Genomic DNA, 16,460 nt, shown 5'->3' on the forward strand with positions numbered 1-16,460 from the left:
ATAAGAAATCGAGAATAATAAGAAAATCAAAGAAATTTTAACTTTCCCACTCCCATTCTATACTTCCTGATTTCTAGCCATTTATATTTTTGACTTCTAGGTATAGATTTTATTCTTAAGTTATTTGAGGGGTAAAAGCGATGGCTGTAAAGCTAATTATGTATTAAAGTATAGATAGCCCTAATTGCTAGAAACTTTGTAACTTATGAGTAATTAAAGTTTAGGATTTTATGTCTAGATTTAATAATTCTAGTAGCAAAAGAACCTTAAACGGGAAAGTTTAAGGCTCTTTTGTGCGACTGGTATGCTATAGACCAAGGTCAGCCAAGCTTAGCTTGGTGAGTCCTTCCCGAAAATGTCCATAAGGGGAAGTCCAAAGGCAGACTGTTAATCCGTGAGGATACAGCGAAGAAAGCCGGTGGCATAAACATGGGGGCTACGAACAGAAACCTTATACGAGGCTAGATAGAGTAGGGTGAGACTGCGAAAGAAGTCAAACTCGAGGACATAAGCCAGCTATAAAGCTATATATGCTCTATTTGGTATATAAGGAGCTCGTCATGCGGAGGTTGAAATCTCGTTTCCAAGATTTAGTAGAGATGATTAGTCTTTATCTTAGCTTACCCAGTGATATCTAGTGACTGACCGTAACTTACACAGGTGTACGAGAAGCTCTAGAAGTCAGCATAATCCATAGTACCATGGGAGATGGAAACCTATGGGAAGGGAGGAAGTCTCAGTATGCAATTCCTATATAAAGACATCTATAGGTACATTGCTGAGTGCTCTGGTGACTACATGCCTCTAATAGGGCTTGTAAAACTATAAGAAACAGGCAGGTAGTTGCTATATAACTAGTAAGTATCAAGTAAAAGTAGAATGTATGAAAGTAGAAAATTGTAGCACAACAACCAAAAGTCAGAGTGTAGATATATGGTAGTCCATATACTCTACCTCTAACATTTTAAGATCTATTAAACAAGTATGTCGGAATAATGGTGCACCTGTAATAGACAGGGTAACATGTAAATCCTTTAAAGAAAGATATAGCGGTGGAAGCGGATTGAACGAACTGAAATCGATATTGACGTCTGAGAAGTATAAGCCAAAGCCTGTGCGAAGAGTGTATATCCCCAAAGATAACGGGGATAAGAGACCATTAGGAATTCCGTGTGTAATTGACCGTGTACATCAACAAATGTACGCAAACATCTTAACCAAAATCTACGAGCCTTTATTTGCAGATGAAAGTTGTGGATTCCGTCCGAAGAAAAGTGCCACCGAAGCACTTAGAGTTTGCTTCAGTCACTTGAGAGACGGGAAGATCTATGTAATAGATATGGACTTAGCAAAGTTCTTTGATACGGTTAATCATAAGAAACTTAAGCAAATTTTATCTAAACAGATCAAAGATGTAAGAGTCCTCGCAACTATTCATAAAATGCTAAAGACGCCTATTATTGATAACGGTCGCCGTATCCCCTCAACAATAGGAACTCCACAAGGAGGTAACATTAGCCCTATTCTTGCTAATATCCTATTAAATGAGATGGATCAAAGACTAAAAGAGAAAGGCATTAGCTTTGTTCGTTATGCTGATGACATGATGATATTTTGTTCATCTATGAAAGCAGCTAAAAGAATAATGAAGAATACCATACACTATCTTGAGGAAACTCTTCTCCTTAAAGTTAATACAGAGAAGACGAAAATAGGAGTGATAAATAGGAAACTAAAGTTCCTAGGACATTGCTTCTATAGAACAGATAATCCTTGGGGAATTGCGATGGATATTCATGCAAAGAGTAAGGCTAAACACCTTGAGAAATTAAAGGAATTAACGCCGAGGAATGCGAAAGGTGGGTTAAAGAAGATCAAGAAAGACCTAGACTTATACATACGAGGTTGGGCTAATTACTACCACCACTCTAAAGTATTCAATAAAGGTTCTTGGGTTAAGAAAGTTAGTGGAATACTTAGGAGACGAATTAGGGCAATGTTATGGCATTGCTACAAGTCCCCTAAGAAAAGGAAAAAGAAGATACGTGAGTATGCTCCCTACTTAGCCAATCAGATTGGCGTAAGTGGGAGACATAATCATCGCAAGTCTTGTACAACCCTTAATCAAGTATTCACTAACTCTGTACTTGTTAAAGAAGGGTTCACGTGGACTGAGTTAGAGTTCTATATGATTGCTGAAAAGAAAAACTGGCAAACTCTAACAAATCACGAAAATAAATCTACGTTGCAACTCAAGAAAGAATGGAAACGGAGAGCCAAAGAAATAAAGAAAAGCGTCTCCTCAGGAATGAGTGCTTAAAAGCTGGTAGATTTGTAATCCGTAGATTAATAATAACATGTCAGCTCTCATCATGCTATTTTTTTCTATAGGTATTCGTGATAAAGGTCACTGAGGCAACCGCCGTATACTGAACGGTACGTACGGTGGTGTGAGAGGGGAACGGTTGAGACTAAAATAATTTAGCCCCCGCCTCTACTCGATTAATTTAAAAAAATCTATTTATACCAATATTTCTTAATAACTAATTATCATGAATATTAGTAATAAAGAATTAAGTAAAGCTGAGTAAGTTTTTATTTTCTAAATGCAATTTGATATTGAGCAGGAGTTACTTTGTTTTTCCACGCAGAGATATTTGGTGAGTTGTAAGATATTCCAGAGTCATAAAACATACTAGTAATAAATGTTTCGTTATTTACACTCCAAGCATTTAGATTACTATTAAAACGTTTTGCTCCATAGAACATTACAGTCATGTAATTTACATTTTGAATATCCCATTTACTTAAGTCACTATTAAAGTTTGTTGCATTGTTGAACATTCCACTCATGTTAGTTACATTTGAGGTGTTCCATTTGCTTAAGTCACCATTAAAGTTTGTAGCATCAGAGAACATAAACAACATGTCAGTTACATTTGAGGTGTTCCATTTGCTTAAGTCACTATTAAAGTTTGTAGCACCATAGAACATAAACGACATGTCAGTTACATTTGAGGTGTTCCATTTGCTTAAGTCACTATTAAAGTTTGTAGCACCAGAGAATATTCCATTCATGTTAGTTACATTTGAGGTGTTCCATTTGCTTAAGGCACTGTTGAAGTTTGTAGCATTATAGAACATTCTACTCATGTTAGTTACATTTTGAGTATTCCATTTACTTATATCGCTATTAAAGCTTATAGCTTCAAAGAACATATAACTCATATCAGTGACATTGGAAGTATCCCATTGACTTAAATCACCGCTAAATGTGGTACAGGCAAATACTCCTTTCATTGAAGTTGCATTAGAAGTATTCCAGTTACTAATATCTATGTTAAGTTTACGATATTTGTACACAAGGTCTTCATGAAAGCATTTAACTCCATATTCTTTATCATGATATGCAAAAAGAAAATCAAAATTTTGAATTTGTGATACATCAATAAAGTTTAAATCTATAGGTGTATAGGAATAGGGTGAATAATTTTTTTCAAGGTATTCATCTAAAAACTCTTTGAGTAGTTCTTTTTGGGTAAATGCTATTCTAACTTCATAAGGATCAAAATTTATCTTTGATAATTCACTATACTTAATATCAGTATAGGTATGTTTGTAATTGTGTTTAACCAAGTTGTTTTTAGTCTTTACTTGTGTAAAATAGCTATCAAGTAACTGACTGCTTCCTTTTCCAATGATTATACCTATACCAATAAGTAAGATGTAAAGAAGAACTCTATTAATTTTCATAGTAGATAAGTTTATATTTTAAGTTGAACATATATGTATAAGATTTAAGATCTGAATCTATGGTGTATGGTTAGGTAACCAAATGATAATTACAAATCCTAAGTATTTTGCTTATTCTTATAGTCTAGATTTTATAAAAACTAGCTAGCAAATAAGTTGTTGAGACAATAGTAACCAAAAATTCTTGATGAATCACTGGTTACATAATTTATACATCTATTATATAAGAAATCGAGAAGAATAGGAAAATCAAAAGAATTTTATTTTTTCCTACTCCCCTACTCCCACTTCCAGTCCCTTTGCACGTCGACTACAACTCTAACGTTCATTACAGACTACCTCCCCAGTTCTGACTTCTACTTTCATTTTCTCTTTCTATTTTCTTTCAGAGAATAATTTACCTCATTCCTAAATCTGTAATCTTCCATCAAATTATTGGTTATCACATTCTCACGGTAGCTGTGGTAAATGTTTATATTTGTCAATAATACCCTTTATTTGCTCTACCAATAATTTATAATCTAAATCTTTGTAAGAGGTTCTATAGATTTTATTTCTTATTTTTGCCAATAAAACTTGATCTTCATTTAAAGGTAGTGGTAGGCGTTTTCCTAAAAACGCTTGAGCATAAGCCACTAAGTCAATTAGCACATCTTTTTGTACAATAGTACAGCTATACATAAAGTCTCCTTAGCGAAGTTCGATTTGCTATGGTTTAATTTTTAGGATTTTATTGGTGAGATAAATCCCAAAAGTTGGTATAAGATATGATATTACCCCCATTTTAGGGGGTAATATCAAACCAAATGTTGATGAATAAAAGATAATTTAATATCTAGTTGAGAAAGTATAAATTCACTTTGCAACAAATCCTTTTGATATTTAAGTCGAATTGCTTGAAGAAATATAATTTTTTATAGCAAGGGGGATATTTAGTGGCATGAACTCCAAAACTTATATCCAAAAGAGATCTGTTTTAAAGTTTAGGTTAAGAAGATGCTGTTATTTATTAGTCAAGAAAGTCTGCAAATAAAAGTTGATATTCTTGAGGATTTAATTTATCTTTCCATGTTTCTACGCTTTTAGGAGAGAACTTACTGTCAAAAAAGGCATGTCTAGCTTTAGTTTGAGCGTTAACTTGCCAAGAGTTAAGATTACAGTCAAAATTAGTATTAGAGAACATCATTTCCATGTTTTCTACATTTGACACATCCCAACTACTTAAATCACTAGAAAATTTTTGAGCATGAGCAAACATACTAAACATTTCAGTTACTTGAGATACATTCCAATTGCTGAGGTCACTATTAAATTTACGAGCATCTGCGAATATAGAATTCATCTTGGTCACCTTAGAGACATTCCATTTACTTAAATCACTAGTAAAATTGAGAGCACGAGCAAACATCCCGCTCATATCAGTTACTTGAGAGACATCCCATTTACTGAGATCACTATTAAATTTATAAGCATCGGTGAACATAGAATGCATATTGGTCACCTTAGATACATTCCATGTACTTAAATCACTAGTAAATTTAGTAGCCTCATTAAACATAGATTTCATATTTGTTACATTGCTTACATCCCAATGGCTGAGATCACTAGTAAATCTTTCCGCACTCGCAAACATAAAGCTCATATCTGTAACCTTACTTACATTCCATTTGCTGAGATCACTATTAAATTTTCTCGCTTCACTAAATATATAGCTCATATCAGTGACAGCACTCACATCCCATTTGCTTAGATCACTGGTAAAGTTTTCAGCTTCGGCAAACATGCCTCCCATATCTTCGACTTTGCTTACATTCCAATTGCTCAGATCACTGGTAAATTTTTCAGTCCCTAAGAACATGCCATTCATGTTTGTAACATTAGCTACATCCCATTTACTCAGGTCACTAGTGAAATTTGTGGCCATTTCAAACATTTCACACATATCAGTCACTTTAGAGACATCCCAATTACTTAGATCGCTATTAAAGTTAGGGAGTTCACTAAACATCCCAGCCATACTGACAACATTGGAGACATTCCATCGACTTAAATCAGAATTAAATTCTTCTGCAAGCCAAAACATAGAACCCATGTTGGTAACATTGCCTACATCCCATTGGCTAAGATCACTGTTAAATTTCCTTGCTTCATTAAACATAGCCTCCATACTTGTAACTTTAGCGACATTCCATTTACTGAGATCACTAGTAAATTTCTTAGCATAAGCAAACATACCACTCATATCAGTAACATTTTCTACGTTCCACTTACTGAGATCGGAAGTAAAGTTTTCAGCGAAACAAAATAGTTCATGCATATCAGTAACTTGGGAAACATCCCATTTACTCAGATCACTGCTAAACTTGTCGGTATAAGTAAACATCTCACTCATGTCAGTAACCTTACTAACATTCCATTTACTTAAATCACCTCTAAAGTTGGCACTTTCTTAAACATGCCACTCATATTTGTAACCTTGGATACATCCCAAGTGCTAACATTACCGTTAAAGGCGCAAGCATAAAAGAAAGTTCCTTGCATATTGGTTACTTGAGAAACATTCCACTTGTTTAGGTTACGATTAAAGCTTTGGGCAAAGGCAAACATGTGTTTCATGTTGGTCACATTAGATACATCCCATTTACCAATATCCACATTAAAGCTCAGAGCATATTTAAACATTCCCTCCATATTGGTCACATTTGCCACATTCCACTTTTTAATGTAACCATTAAACTTTTGGGCATAGAAGAACATATAGGACATATTGGTTACTTTAGAGACATCCCAGCGTGAGAGATTACCATTAAAAGTGGTAAAGGCAAAGGTTGCCACCATGGAAGTTACCTTACTAGTGTTCCAGTTACTTACGTCAATAGGGAGTTTTTTTAGGGGAAGCTCATATTACCCTATAATATTTTCATAAGTAATTTCGATTTGATTCGAAAAAAGGAAATCTAAGTTAGTAATTTCCGAAACATCAATAAAGTTTAAATCAAGAGTAGGAGGGTTGTGAGCTTCTTGATCAATAAACTTATCAATGTAAGTATTTACAAACTCTTGTAGCAGTTGTTTGTCGCTAAAGGATATTTTGATCTCAGTAGAGCTTAATCTTTTGTTTTGTAGTTCAGCTGGTAAAGAGGAATATTGAATATTAGAATAGGTTTGCATGTTCATAGTATTTAAGAATTTTCAGGTTAATATTAGTTATTTTGAATGAATTTCTATAACAATGTCATAGTCAGCAAAGAGTTCTTTGTATTCGTTAGCAATGAGCTTGTGTTTCCAAGTTTTGACATTCTCCGGAGAGAGACCACTCCCAAAAAACGCACATCTTGCTTGAGTCTTTCTGTTCACTGGCCAAGTATTGAGGTCTGAATTAAATTTGCGAGCTTCATGGAACATAGCACTCATGTCTTTTACTTTAGAAACATTCCAGCGACTTAAATCACTATTAAATTTTTTTGCTCCCGCAAACATTGCTTGCATAGTTGTAACTCGGGCAACATTCCATTTACTTAGATCACTAGTAAAGTTTGTTGCTTTGGCAAAGGTGGCTTTCATATTAGTAACTTTACTAACATCCCAATTACTGAGATCACTATTGAAGATTGTAGCTCCATCAAACATAGATTCCATATCTGTAACTTTGGAGACATTCCAATTTTTTATATCACTATCGAAGTTTATAGCTGCAAAAAATATTTCTTTCATGTTGGTTACTTTTGAGACATCCCAAAGGCTAAGATCTCCATAGAAAGTTGTAAAAGCAAAGGTTGCAATCATTGAGGTTACATTACTCGTATTCCATTGACTAATGTTGATAGGTAATCTTCTCAAAGGGATTTCATTAAAATCAACGATTCCTGAAAGGTCATGATCACTTGGAGGCATAACTAAGTAGTCTAGGTTAGTAATCTCAGAGATATCAATAAAGTTTAAATCTAGAGGATGATTCAGGATCTACATCAATAAATTTATCAAGGTAGGTATTGATAAAGTTTTTGAGAAGTTGCTTGTATCTAAAAGAGATTTTGATTTCTTTTGGACTTAATATTTTCTTTTTAAATTCCTTAGGTAAATCTCAGTATTTGATATTAGAGTAAGAATGGATTTGCATCATGATTTTAAAAATTATGATAAATTGTTGGAAGAAAAATTAAATTTTGGGATGAAATGCAGTAAATTATTTGAATTTTAAGGAGATTTTACCTTAGTTAGTCTTCTTAAATATTTATAGCTGTCTAGAAACGAAGTAACTTTTAATGAAGTAATTCTCTCAATATTTTTAAGACTTTTAATAAACAGAATATAAGTTTTTTTCTCTATATTACCATAGAAAAGAGTGAAATTAGTTCCTGCTTAATTAGAAAAAATATGAATAAAAATCCTAAGTTTAACTATAGTTTTTTATGGTAATAGAAAAGTAATAGAAAAGTAATAGAAAAGTAATAGAAAAGTAATAGAAAAGTAATAGAAAAGTAATAGAAAAGTAATAGAAAAGTAATAGAAAAGTAATAGAAAAGTAATAGAAAAGTAATAGAAAAGTAATAGAAAAGTAATAGAAAAGAGCAAGAACTTAGCTCAAAATCAAGCTAAATTCTTGCTCTCGAAGAGATTTGCATTTATCCTCTCTTAATCTTTTTCATTGAATCTCTAAATTTCTTAATTAGTTGTTTAACCAATTAAGTTGGTAAAGTGAATGAGCTGAGGATCAAGAGAAGTAAACCAATAAGGGAAACGGAAATAAAACATTAACGGAAACACCGAACGATAGATCAGTAAGTCAAAGTTATTGGTATTTACCGCATAGACATAAAGAGTATTCGACCAAATGACAAAGACCAGCATAATAAACATAAAAACGTAATTAAAACGTGATCTTAAATGCAGGTGAAATACTCGACGCCAAATGTAAACGCCAAAGAGTAATTGGCATAAGAGCAAGAGAGGTAAAAAGGCAAAGTAAATATAAAACTCTTGATAGCGAGGATTATTTACGAGTAACCAAATTAACTTCTCTAAACTCAAGTGTTCTTGATAATGGTTATAGACCGCTTGATCTAAGGCAAGAAGCATGATCAAGAGGGTATAGTAGGTACCAACAAACATGCGGTAATAATGTCCATTGGTAAAGATAAATACCGCAATGATTGGTACTATGCCACTAATAACTGCTAATAAGAAAAAATGACTAAATAAAGTTGCTAGATAGTAAGTTGAACTTATGGTTGAATGAAAATGTAAGGGGAGGAGATATTGAGCTCCTAAGATCCACAGAATTACTAAGTTACAGAGAACAAACCAATAAGTCCAACGTAAGTGGATTAAGCGTCTTTGTTTAGGTGAAAGATACTCGGTAGAGTTTAATAGAATATGCATAGGCTAATTCTCGTAACTAAAGTTATTGAGAATAAAAGTTTCAGGATCTAGCTCAAGTTCGGCTAGTTCTTTACAAGTATTTAGACAATAGTTAATGTGACTAAAATCATATCCTTTACTGAGCATATTACGTTGCATCTTTGCTCTTACTTTAAAGTCTTGAAGATCAAGTTGGGCAAAGCCTTTGCGGACAAAGTAGATAAAAGCTTGTTGTTCCCAGTTGAACTCACTTTCTTCAAGAGTTTGCTGAATAATCGCTTCACTTACCCCTTTGAGGCGAAGCTTTTGGCTAATGGTTTGGGGACCAAAACCCGCTAACCCTTGATCATGGAGAAAAGATTCAGCAAAGCGAGCGTCACTTTGATACTTTTTCTGGACTACGACTTCTAAAGCTGCTTGGCTCTCTTCTTCGGGATAGCCTTTATCTTTGAGTTTTTGGCGCAGTTGTGCCAAAGAGTATTCTTTACGACTCAAAAGATAAATTAAGTATTCATAAGGATCATGTAGTTTTGTCATTATTGTTCTGCAAGTTGTTGATCAAGAAGAGTTTTGATCTCCTTAAATCCTTGATCTTGGAGATCTTGAACGATTGTTGCGACAAAAGAGTCTACTTGAGCTTGGAGTTCAGGCGTTTGTAGATCTACAATTGAGTGTTTGCCAAAAGGTAAACTGTAGCTACGGCTAATGGTTTTTTGGGCCTGAAGATCGCCCACAAACACTTGCACTTGAATTTGAGCTAAGTCTAGGCTTTGTGCAAACTCTTGTAGTGCTGGTAAGCTTTTAAGTTGTTGCTGATAAGCTTGAAGCAGTTGCTCTGTTTGCTCAAGATCAGCACTACTACATACTTGTTTTTGTACTTCAAGAGCAAAAGCATTACGTTGACTACTAATGATATTGGTAGCTACTTCTTGACCTTGGCTATTCACAAAACCCGCATAAACGCCAAGAGGTAAAGAACACGAACCTCCTAAATGACGAGCTACGCCTCTTTCTATATCAGTTAAGAGTTGATTTACTGGATCATTTAAGAACTCACTATAAGCTGCAACTTTTTGGTTTTTATCCCATTGTACAGCCACGATTCCTTGTCCTGGAGCACTGACCCAACCGTTTTGCGGTGACAAGATTTCCACTTGGAGTTGCTCAAGGAACTCAAGACGAGCTAAGCCAGCTCGTGCTAAGATAATCGCATCATAACCTTGCTCAGGATCATTGAGCTTAGCTAGGCGCGTATTCACATTCCCTCGTAAAAGTTTGGTTTGTAAATGCGGATAAAAATGAGCTAAGAGAGCTTTACGACGCACTGAAGCTGTTCCTACTACCGAACCTGCTGGTAAGTCGGCAAGGCGTTGATAAGGACTCCCTTGTGGAAAAACTGCAAGGTCTTCGTGATAATGACGAGCATTATAAGTATAGAAGAACTGCTCTTCAGGAATCATAGGTACATCTTTGAGAGAGTGAACCGCAATTTGTGCTTGTTGTGCTTTTAAGGCTTGTTCGAGTTCATAAGTAAATAAACCTTTACCCCCCACTTTAGCTAATACTGTATCTAGTTTAATATCACCTGTAGACACCATAGGTAGAAGTTCAGGTGTAAAATTAGCAAAAGCTGGTAAAGATTTAATGAGATCTTGAATCATATGAGCTTGCCAAAGAGCCAAAGCACTTTGACGAGTTGCAATTACGAGGTTTTGTTTTTTCATTGAATTTGGTTTAGGTTGTTCTCTCAAAGAGAGATTAGAGTTAAGAATTTATTTTTCCTTATCTATTATAAAACAAAAGGAGCTAATTCTTGGTGAGGATTAAGGATAGTTCTAGGGATTGAATCTAGATACTAAAAAAGACAACAGCAATGCCATTGTCTTAGTTAGAGTTTAAATTTTATATCTAGATTAAGATAAGAGTAATAGCTCTTAAACCTGTTATAACTTAATATCTATCCTAGCTTAATTTTAATGATATTCCAATTAAATGTTTAAGCACTTAGAACGAATGATCGCTTAATCTTGTTCACAGCATAAGGGTTACTTACAGATTAAGCTTATTTAAATTTGCTTACTTACAGTTTAAGTTTTATTTTGCAGTTGTTTCAGGAGCTTCGGTAGTTGTATCTGAGCTTCTACGGTTAATAAAGCGATAGAGATAGAGCATTAACCAGAAGGTAGCTCCAACAAAGCAGGCTGCAATAATATTACTTGCTAATACATCATGAGCATAGTGGTAGCCAAGAAGAATACGACTTGCTTCTACAGCAGATCCCCAAAGCACTACCGCTAGGGTTACTAACCAGAACGAACCTTTACGAGCCATAAATGCCATCATCATAAAGATCATCATCCAAGTAGCCGCAAAAATTGAGTGACCTGAGGGGAAAGAATAGAGAGACTCTGAAGCTAAACGATCAAGTGCTGCTCGACGATTAGCATCTTGTGTTCCTTGCATATAAGTATTTTGATAGAACTTAATAAACGCAAGACGTTGTTTAGTATCTAATTTATCGTAGTAGTAATCTAAATAATCTTGAACTCTTTGTGGAGCTTGATCATCATTTACGTCAACGGTGGTATTATTTGGTAATGTACCACTTTGCACTTGCGAAATCAGTTCATCAATAGAACTACCAGCTAAATCAGCTTGATAAGGACTTGGATTTTCTGGATTTGAAGCATAAGCTTTTTCAAAATCCTTAATAAATTTTTCAGCATCAATTTCTTGTAAGCGGTAAGCAATTTGATACATAAATGGGCGTGGTTCTTCAAAAGTATTTTTTAAAGCTGATTTAATTACTTGAGTAGAGACAATCGCCGCAAAACAATAAATGGCTATAGCAATGCATAAGCTTTTATTGTCACGATAGAAAAAGAGAATAATTGCTAAGAGAACCGCACTAGTAACCATTGCTGGAACTATAGAGTCTGCCGTAAAGGTTACGATATTCCAAAGAAAACTATGCGAAGTTAATTGGTTTAAATCCCAAGAATATCCTGCAAAGATAAAGAGCAAAGGCAGGATTAATAACAGAAGAAGTGGGAAGTAAAAATATCTAAATTTCATATAACATTTAGGGAACTTTTTTGGTTATTAAACCATAAAGAATTCGGTTGTTTGTGGTAAAACTAGTAGTGTTATGTTTATACAGTTACTTTTAGGAAAAAGCAATCTAATAAGGCATATTTTAACAAAAAACCACGGCAAAGTTAATTAATTTTACGCATAAAAACTCCCCTTAACGTAAAGTTAAGGGGAGAAACAAACTCGATTGACTATAACTACTGGAATCGAGAGTATGAATGATAAGTTACTACTTAACGAGTTAACTCTAAAGTAAAACTTCTAAATGGTTAGAGGTTTAGAATCTACCACCGAAGTTTAAAGAGTAAGTTAAGTAAGTGTATTTTTGTGAGTAAGCATTAACTTGACCTGATACATAGAAGTTACCAAATCTTTGCGTTACTCCAAAACCAACTTTCACCGCAGTTTTATTGCTTCCTAAGTCAACTCTAGTTGCATAGTCACCTGAAGTAACAAGAATATCTTTATTAGTTTTACTTAGATCTTGGATTAAAGCTAAGTTTAGATCTAAAGATAAGCCATTTACCCCAAATGCTTGGTTGTAACTTAAGTCAGTACCTGCAACTAAACCAAAACGGTTTACGGTATCTTTACCTACACGAGTAGTGTAATCACCATAACCTAAAGTTACTCCGTCCACATGTACTGTACCATAGTAGATACCTGCAAATGGATTTAATACTAATCTTTCAGAGAGTTTAAACTCTTTGGTTACCGTAGTTGATAAGGTTACAGCTTTAGTATTGAACTTGAAGTTGTCAGCATAAGCGGTGTCATTTAAGGTTACTGTACCTGAATGTGTATGTTTAGTTTGTTGGTAAGAACCTAATACCGCAAGCGTTAAGCCCTGGTTGAGGTCATATTTATAACCAATGGTTGCACCTACATTTTCACCTTTAGTTTTGAGATCAGCATTAGCTTCTTTGAGAGTAGTTGCACCAAAATCAAAACTTACATAGAAAGTATTAGCTCCAGTTTTGTAAGCTACAGCTAAGGTAGTAAGGTTATAATCATCATTTTTTCTGAATAAACCTTGGTTAGTTAAGCTTGCATGTACACCATCAACTTTAACTTTTAAGAGGTTGTTTAAGTTGGTGAGTAAGCTTACTGATTGTACAGTAGTTGCTTGATTTACGGCTTTACTATACACATCAGCTATGTGAGCTACAGCTTGTTGAGATACTAGACTCGCTGTAGTTGAGGCTTCAGCGGCTGCAATAGCATCTTCGGCACTAGTAGTAGAAGTAGTCTCTTCTGTAGTCTCTTCTGTAGTTTCTTCATCAGAGGATTCTTCTTCACTTGATTCTGTAGAGCTAGAAGTTGAAGAATCTGTTACTGTAGTTCCTTCAGATGATGTAGTGTCAGAATCTTCAGTTGCGGTTAATGCTGTTTCTTCACCGTCTCCTTCTTTTTCTTCTTTTTTCTCTTCTTCATCTCCACCATCAGCTTCGTCGCTTTGTAACTTTTCTTCTTCATCTGCATCTTTTTTAGCTTCTTCTGGAGCACCTTCAGCAGCATCCTCTGTTCCACCAGCTACACCAGAAGCACCTGCAGCTCCTACTTCAGCGGCTCCATCAGCAGCACCATCTTCACCACCACCAGCAGCTGCTCCGCCACCAGCTTCTTCTGCACCTTCTAATCCACTAGATGAAGATGAACTTGAAGCTTCTCCGTTTGGTGCTTTATTTCCTTCTGGATCATCTTCCTCACCAGCAGCCGCTCCGTTACCTTCTTCTTGTCCTTGACCTTCACCTTCTTCACCTTCTTCACCTTCTTCTTGTTTTTGTTCGTCTTGACCTTCAACTACAGGAACAGTTGGTGAAGATTGAGAAGCTTCATCTGCTTGTAAGGATTTTTCTTCAGGTTGCTCTTTTTCTTGCTCATCTTCGTCTTTTTCTTCTTCACCTTCTTCAGGACCTTTAGGGGCTTCAACTACAGTAGCTCCAGTAGCTTCACCTCCAGCAGCTGCATTTCCATCATTTCCATCGTTTCCATCGTTTCCGTCTGATTCTCCGTTAGAGGTTGATCCATTAGAAGCTACACTACCACCTTCTTGACCTTGTCCTTCACCTTCTTGACCTTCGTCAGTTTGGCTAGCTTGTCCTGTTTGTGGTGCGGCTGTCGGCTCGTCTGCAGGTTGTTTTACTTCTTCCTCTTCTTTGTCACCTTTATCTTTTTCTTCTTCAACGTTACTTTCAGGATCTTTAGGAGTTACAACTGTTGCTGGTGCTGATTCAGTGCCTGCACTTACTTCTTGTTTTTCTTCCTGATCTTCTTGATGACCTTCTTGTCCACCTTCTTCAGGAGAGCCAGCTGCTTGTTGAGGTGCAGATTGTTCTGAAGCTTCACCTAATTTTTCATCGGATTCACTTTTATCCCCGTCATCTCCATTACCATCTCCATTACCATCGTTATCACCATTATCACCTACTAATGGAGCAGCAACTGGTGCTGGATCAGAACCATTTTCTTGAGCATCCTCTTTTGGTTCTTCTTTTTCATCACCTTTTAATTCTGCAGAGCCTGCATCTCCACTATTACCTTCTGCAGGTGGAACTGTTGATGATCCTTCTGCAGGAGCTGTTGGAGTAGCTCCTTCAGAAGCTTGTTTTTGTTCTTCTTCACCTTTTTCTTCAGCACCTTCAGTTGTACCATTAGTTTGTGGAGATTCTACTACTTTCTCTGCTGGAGGATCTGAAGCTTCTTCAGCAACTTTTTTCTCTTCTTTTGGTTCTTCTAGTGAAGTGCCACCATTAGCCTCTACTGGAGCTGCGTTTTCAGTTCCTGCTGCCCCATCTTGTTGGAGTTTTTCTTTTTCTTCAGCTTCACCAGTTTCAACTGTTCCACTACCTGTAGATTCAGAAGTTTGAGTTCCTCCACTTTCTTGACCAGCGTCTTTGACTTCTGCAACTTTTTTCTCTTCAGGAGAATCGCTTACTTCTCCACCAGCAGGAGCTTCTACCGTTCCTACAGGAGTTCCAGCTTCACCTTTATCACCTTCTGTTCCTGCAGCATCGGCTTGAGGTGCTGGAGGTGGTTCAGTTGGCGTTTCAGGAGAACCTGAAGTAGCACTGTCATCTTTTTGTAGTTGTTGCTCTTCTTCACTTTCTTTTTGTTTTGCTTCTACTGGAGGAGCTACCTGTGCTTCAGTTTTTGGTTCAGGTGTTTGAGCGTCTTTTGCTGGTTCAGCAGGACTTTCTACCGCAGGAGGTTCTTTACTTTCATCTCCTACTTGAGCTACAGGTTTTGGAGTCTCTTCAGGTGTAACTTTAGTTTCTTGTTCATTTTCTGTAGCACCAGTTTCTGTAGCTGGAGTTCCTGCTACAGGATCATCACCAGCAGTTTCTTTTGTTTCTTCTGTTGGTGGAGTTTGAGTTGTAGGTTCTGGTGCTGGAGGTGCTTCAGGAGCTAGTTGTTTATTTGGTTCTGTACTTGGTTGATCTTCATTACTTTCTTCAGAAGCTGGTTTAGCCTTTTTACCTAACTCTTCATGAAAATCTTTATATTTTTTCGCTAAGTCTTCAAAAGCTTTTTGGTTTTTTACTTCTTGTGGAGTTGGATTTTCTTTTGCTCCAAGTAAATCAGCTTTTTGTTGTAGGAATTGATAGTATTTTTCAGATTCGGTAGTATTTGTTGGTTCGTATTGACTATAAGCTGTAGTGATAGTTTCTTCACTTGCAAGACTATCAGCTGAAGTTAAGGAAACAGAAGAAGAACTTGATGAGCTTGTTGAGGCTGTAGACTGACTTTCTGAACTAGTTTCGGTTGCGGTTGATACACTAGTACTTGCTGTTGATTCTGTGGTCTCAGAAGCAGTACTTAAAGTTGTTGAACTGGCGGTACTAGTTTGGGTATCTTTATCGGTAGCACAGGAAGCTAAAGCAAAAGCCGCAATTGAGGTGGTAAAGAGTAAACCTAACTTGTTAAGAGGTTGTTGGGAAGGTTTTTGGTTCTTATTCATATGCAATTCTCTATAGTAGTTAATCAATATAGTTACATCAGTGTAACTACTAGAAAATAACTAACACTTGAACCTTAAGAGGATTTCAGAACTAATCTATTTTGTATTGGTAGATAGGCATAGTTTAAAACCATGAGTTTCCATTTTAAAAAAGACGGCATCAGAAAATCATGTGTTGATTTGGTAAACAAATGTTAATTAAGTTGAGAGTTATACAAGTTCATAGGAACTTATGATGGATCGTTCGAATATAGGATTTCTAGGCTAGCCTAGATCAACTTACCTCTAGAGG

At 35.8% G+C, this 16,460-nt stretch carries 12 protein-coding genes; 1 reads left to right on the plus strand and 11 read right to left on the minus strand.

Annotation, left to right across the window (positions count from 1 at the left end; translation table 11 throughout):
- Nucleotides 1–961: 961 nt before the first annotated feature.
- Nucleotides 962–2,320, plus strand: coding sequence for a group II intron reverse transcriptase/maturase (gene ltrA, locus CKF59_RS01795; RefSeq protein ID WP_281270062.1), 1,359 nt, complete (start codon nt 962–964; stop codon nt 2,318–2,320).
- Nucleotides 2,321–2,595: 275 nt separating this feature from the next.
- Here ltrA and CKF59_RS01800 read toward each other — a convergent pair whose 3' ends face one another.
- The 11 genes from CKF59_RS01800 to CKF59_RS01850 all read right to left on the minus strand — a co-directional run bounded on the left by CKF59_RS01800 (nt 2,596) and on the right by CKF59_RS01850 (nt 16,168).
- The gene (locus CKF59_RS01800) at nt 2,596–3,636 is read right to left on the minus strand and encodes a BspA family leucine-rich repeat surface protein (RefSeq protein WP_222985484.1); all 1,041 of its coding nucleotides are present in this window, start codon (nt 3,634–3,636) and stop codon (nt 2,596–2,598) included.
- Between the two features lie 567 nt (nt 3,637–4,203).
- The gene (locus CKF59_RS01805) at nt 4,204–4,434 is read right to left on the minus strand and encodes a hypothetical protein (RefSeq protein WP_119534279.1); all 231 of its coding nucleotides are present in this window, start codon (nt 4,432–4,434) and stop codon (nt 4,204–4,206) included.
- A 328-nt stretch (nt 4,435–4,762) separates the two neighbouring features.
- The gene (locus tag CKF59_RS01810; protein ID WP_119534280.1) at nt 4,763–6,145 is read right to left on the minus strand and encodes a BspA family leucine-rich repeat surface protein; all 1,383 of its coding nucleotides are present in this window, start codon (nt 6,143–6,145) and stop codon (nt 4,763–4,765) included.
- 29 nt (nt 6,146–6,174) lie between these two features.
- Nucleotides 6,175–6,630 (minus strand): BspA family leucine-rich repeat surface protein, encoded by a 456-nt coding sequence (locus tag CKF59_RS01815; RefSeq protein ID WP_281270063.1) that lies wholly within the window; start codon nt 6,628–6,630, stop codon nt 6,175–6,177.
- A gap of 27 nt (nt 6,631–6,657) precedes the next feature.
- The gene (locus CKF59_RS01820) at nt 6,658–6,924 is read right to left on the minus strand and encodes a hypothetical protein (protein ID WP_119534282.1); all 267 of its coding nucleotides are present in this window, start codon (nt 6,922–6,924) and stop codon (nt 6,658–6,660) included.
- A 36-nt stretch (nt 6,925–6,960) separates the two neighbouring features.
- Entirely contained in the window at nt 6,961–7,647 is a 687-nt protein-coding gene (locus CKF59_RS01825) for a BspA family leucine-rich repeat surface protein (RefSeq protein WP_119534283.1), read from the minus strand.
- Nucleotides 7,648–8,430: 783 nt separating this feature from the next.
- Nucleotides 8,431–9,135 (minus strand): DUF3413 domain-containing protein, encoded by a 705-nt coding sequence (locus CKF59_RS01830; protein WP_119534284.1) that lies wholly within the window; start codon nt 9,133–9,135, stop codon nt 8,431–8,433.
- A gap of 3 nt (nt 9,136–9,138) precedes the next feature.
- Nucleotides 9,139–9,651 (minus strand): regulatory protein RecX, encoded by a 513-nt coding sequence (locus CKF59_RS01835; RefSeq protein ID WP_119534285.1) that lies wholly within the window; start codon nt 9,649–9,651, stop codon nt 9,139–9,141.
- Nucleotides 9,651–10,838: a hydroxymethylbilane synthase gene (hemC, locus tag CKF59_RS01840; RefSeq protein WP_147397096.1), complete on the minus strand. Its 1,188-nt coding sequence runs from the start codon at nt 10,836–10,838 to the stop codon at nt 9,651–9,653. The genes CKF59_RS01835 and hemC overlap by 1 nt, the downstream gene beginning before the upstream one ends.
- Before the next feature lie 370 nt (nt 10,839–11,208).
- Nucleotides 11,209–12,189, minus strand: coding sequence for a phosphatase PAP2 family protein (locus CKF59_RS01845; protein ID WP_119534287.1), 981 nt, complete (start codon nt 12,187–12,189; stop codon nt 11,209–11,211).
- 295 nt (nt 12,190–12,484) lie between these two features.
- Nucleotides 12,485–16,168: an autotransporter outer membrane beta-barrel domain-containing protein gene (locus tag CKF59_RS01850; RefSeq protein WP_119534288.1), complete on the minus strand. Its 3,684-nt coding sequence runs from the start codon at nt 16,166–16,168 to the stop codon at nt 12,485–12,487.
- Between the last annotated feature and the right edge of the window lie 292 nt (nt 16,169–16,460).

It is taken from the genome of Psittacicella gerlachiana (assembly GCF_003585965.1).
Lineage (GTDB): Bacteria > Pseudomonadota > Gammaproteobacteria > Enterobacterales > Psittacicellaceae > Psittacicella > Psittacicella gerlachiana.

Coding starts and splice junctions, on each gene's coding strand:
- CKF59_RS01805 (WP_119534279.1), bottom strand. CDS start 4,434: ATGTATAGCTGTACTATTGTACAAAAAGATGTGCTAATTGACTTAGTG.
- CKF59_RS01810 (WP_119534280.1), bottom strand. CDS start 6,145: ATGAGTGAGATGTTTACTTATACCGACAAGTTTAGCAGTGATCTGAGT.
- CKF59_RS01820 (WP_119534282.1), bottom strand. CDS start 6,924: ATGCAAACCTATTCTAATATTCAATATTCCTCTTTACCAGCTGAACTA.
- CKF59_RS01825 (WP_119534283.1), bottom strand. CDS start 7,647: ATGCCTCCAAGTGATCATGACCTTTCAGGAATCGTTGATTTTAATGAA.
- CKF59_RS01830 (WP_119534284.1), bottom strand. CDS start 9,135: ATGCATATTCTATTAAACTCTACCGAGTATCTTTCACCTAAACAAAGA.
- CKF59_RS01835 (WP_119534285.1), bottom strand. CDS start 9,651: ATGACAAAACTACATGATCCTTATGAATACTTAATTTATCTTTTGAGT.
- hemC (WP_147397096.1), bottom strand. CDS start 10,838: ATGAAAAAACAAAACCTCGTAATTGCAACTCGTCAAAGTGCTTTGGCT.
- CKF59_RS01845 (WP_119534287.1), bottom strand. CDS start 12,189: ATGAAATTTAGATATTTTTACTTCCCACTTCTTCTGTTATTAATCCTG.
- CKF59_RS01850 (WP_119534288.1), bottom strand. CDS start 16,168: ATGAATAAGAACCAAAAACCTTCCCAACAACCTCTTAACAAGTTAGGT.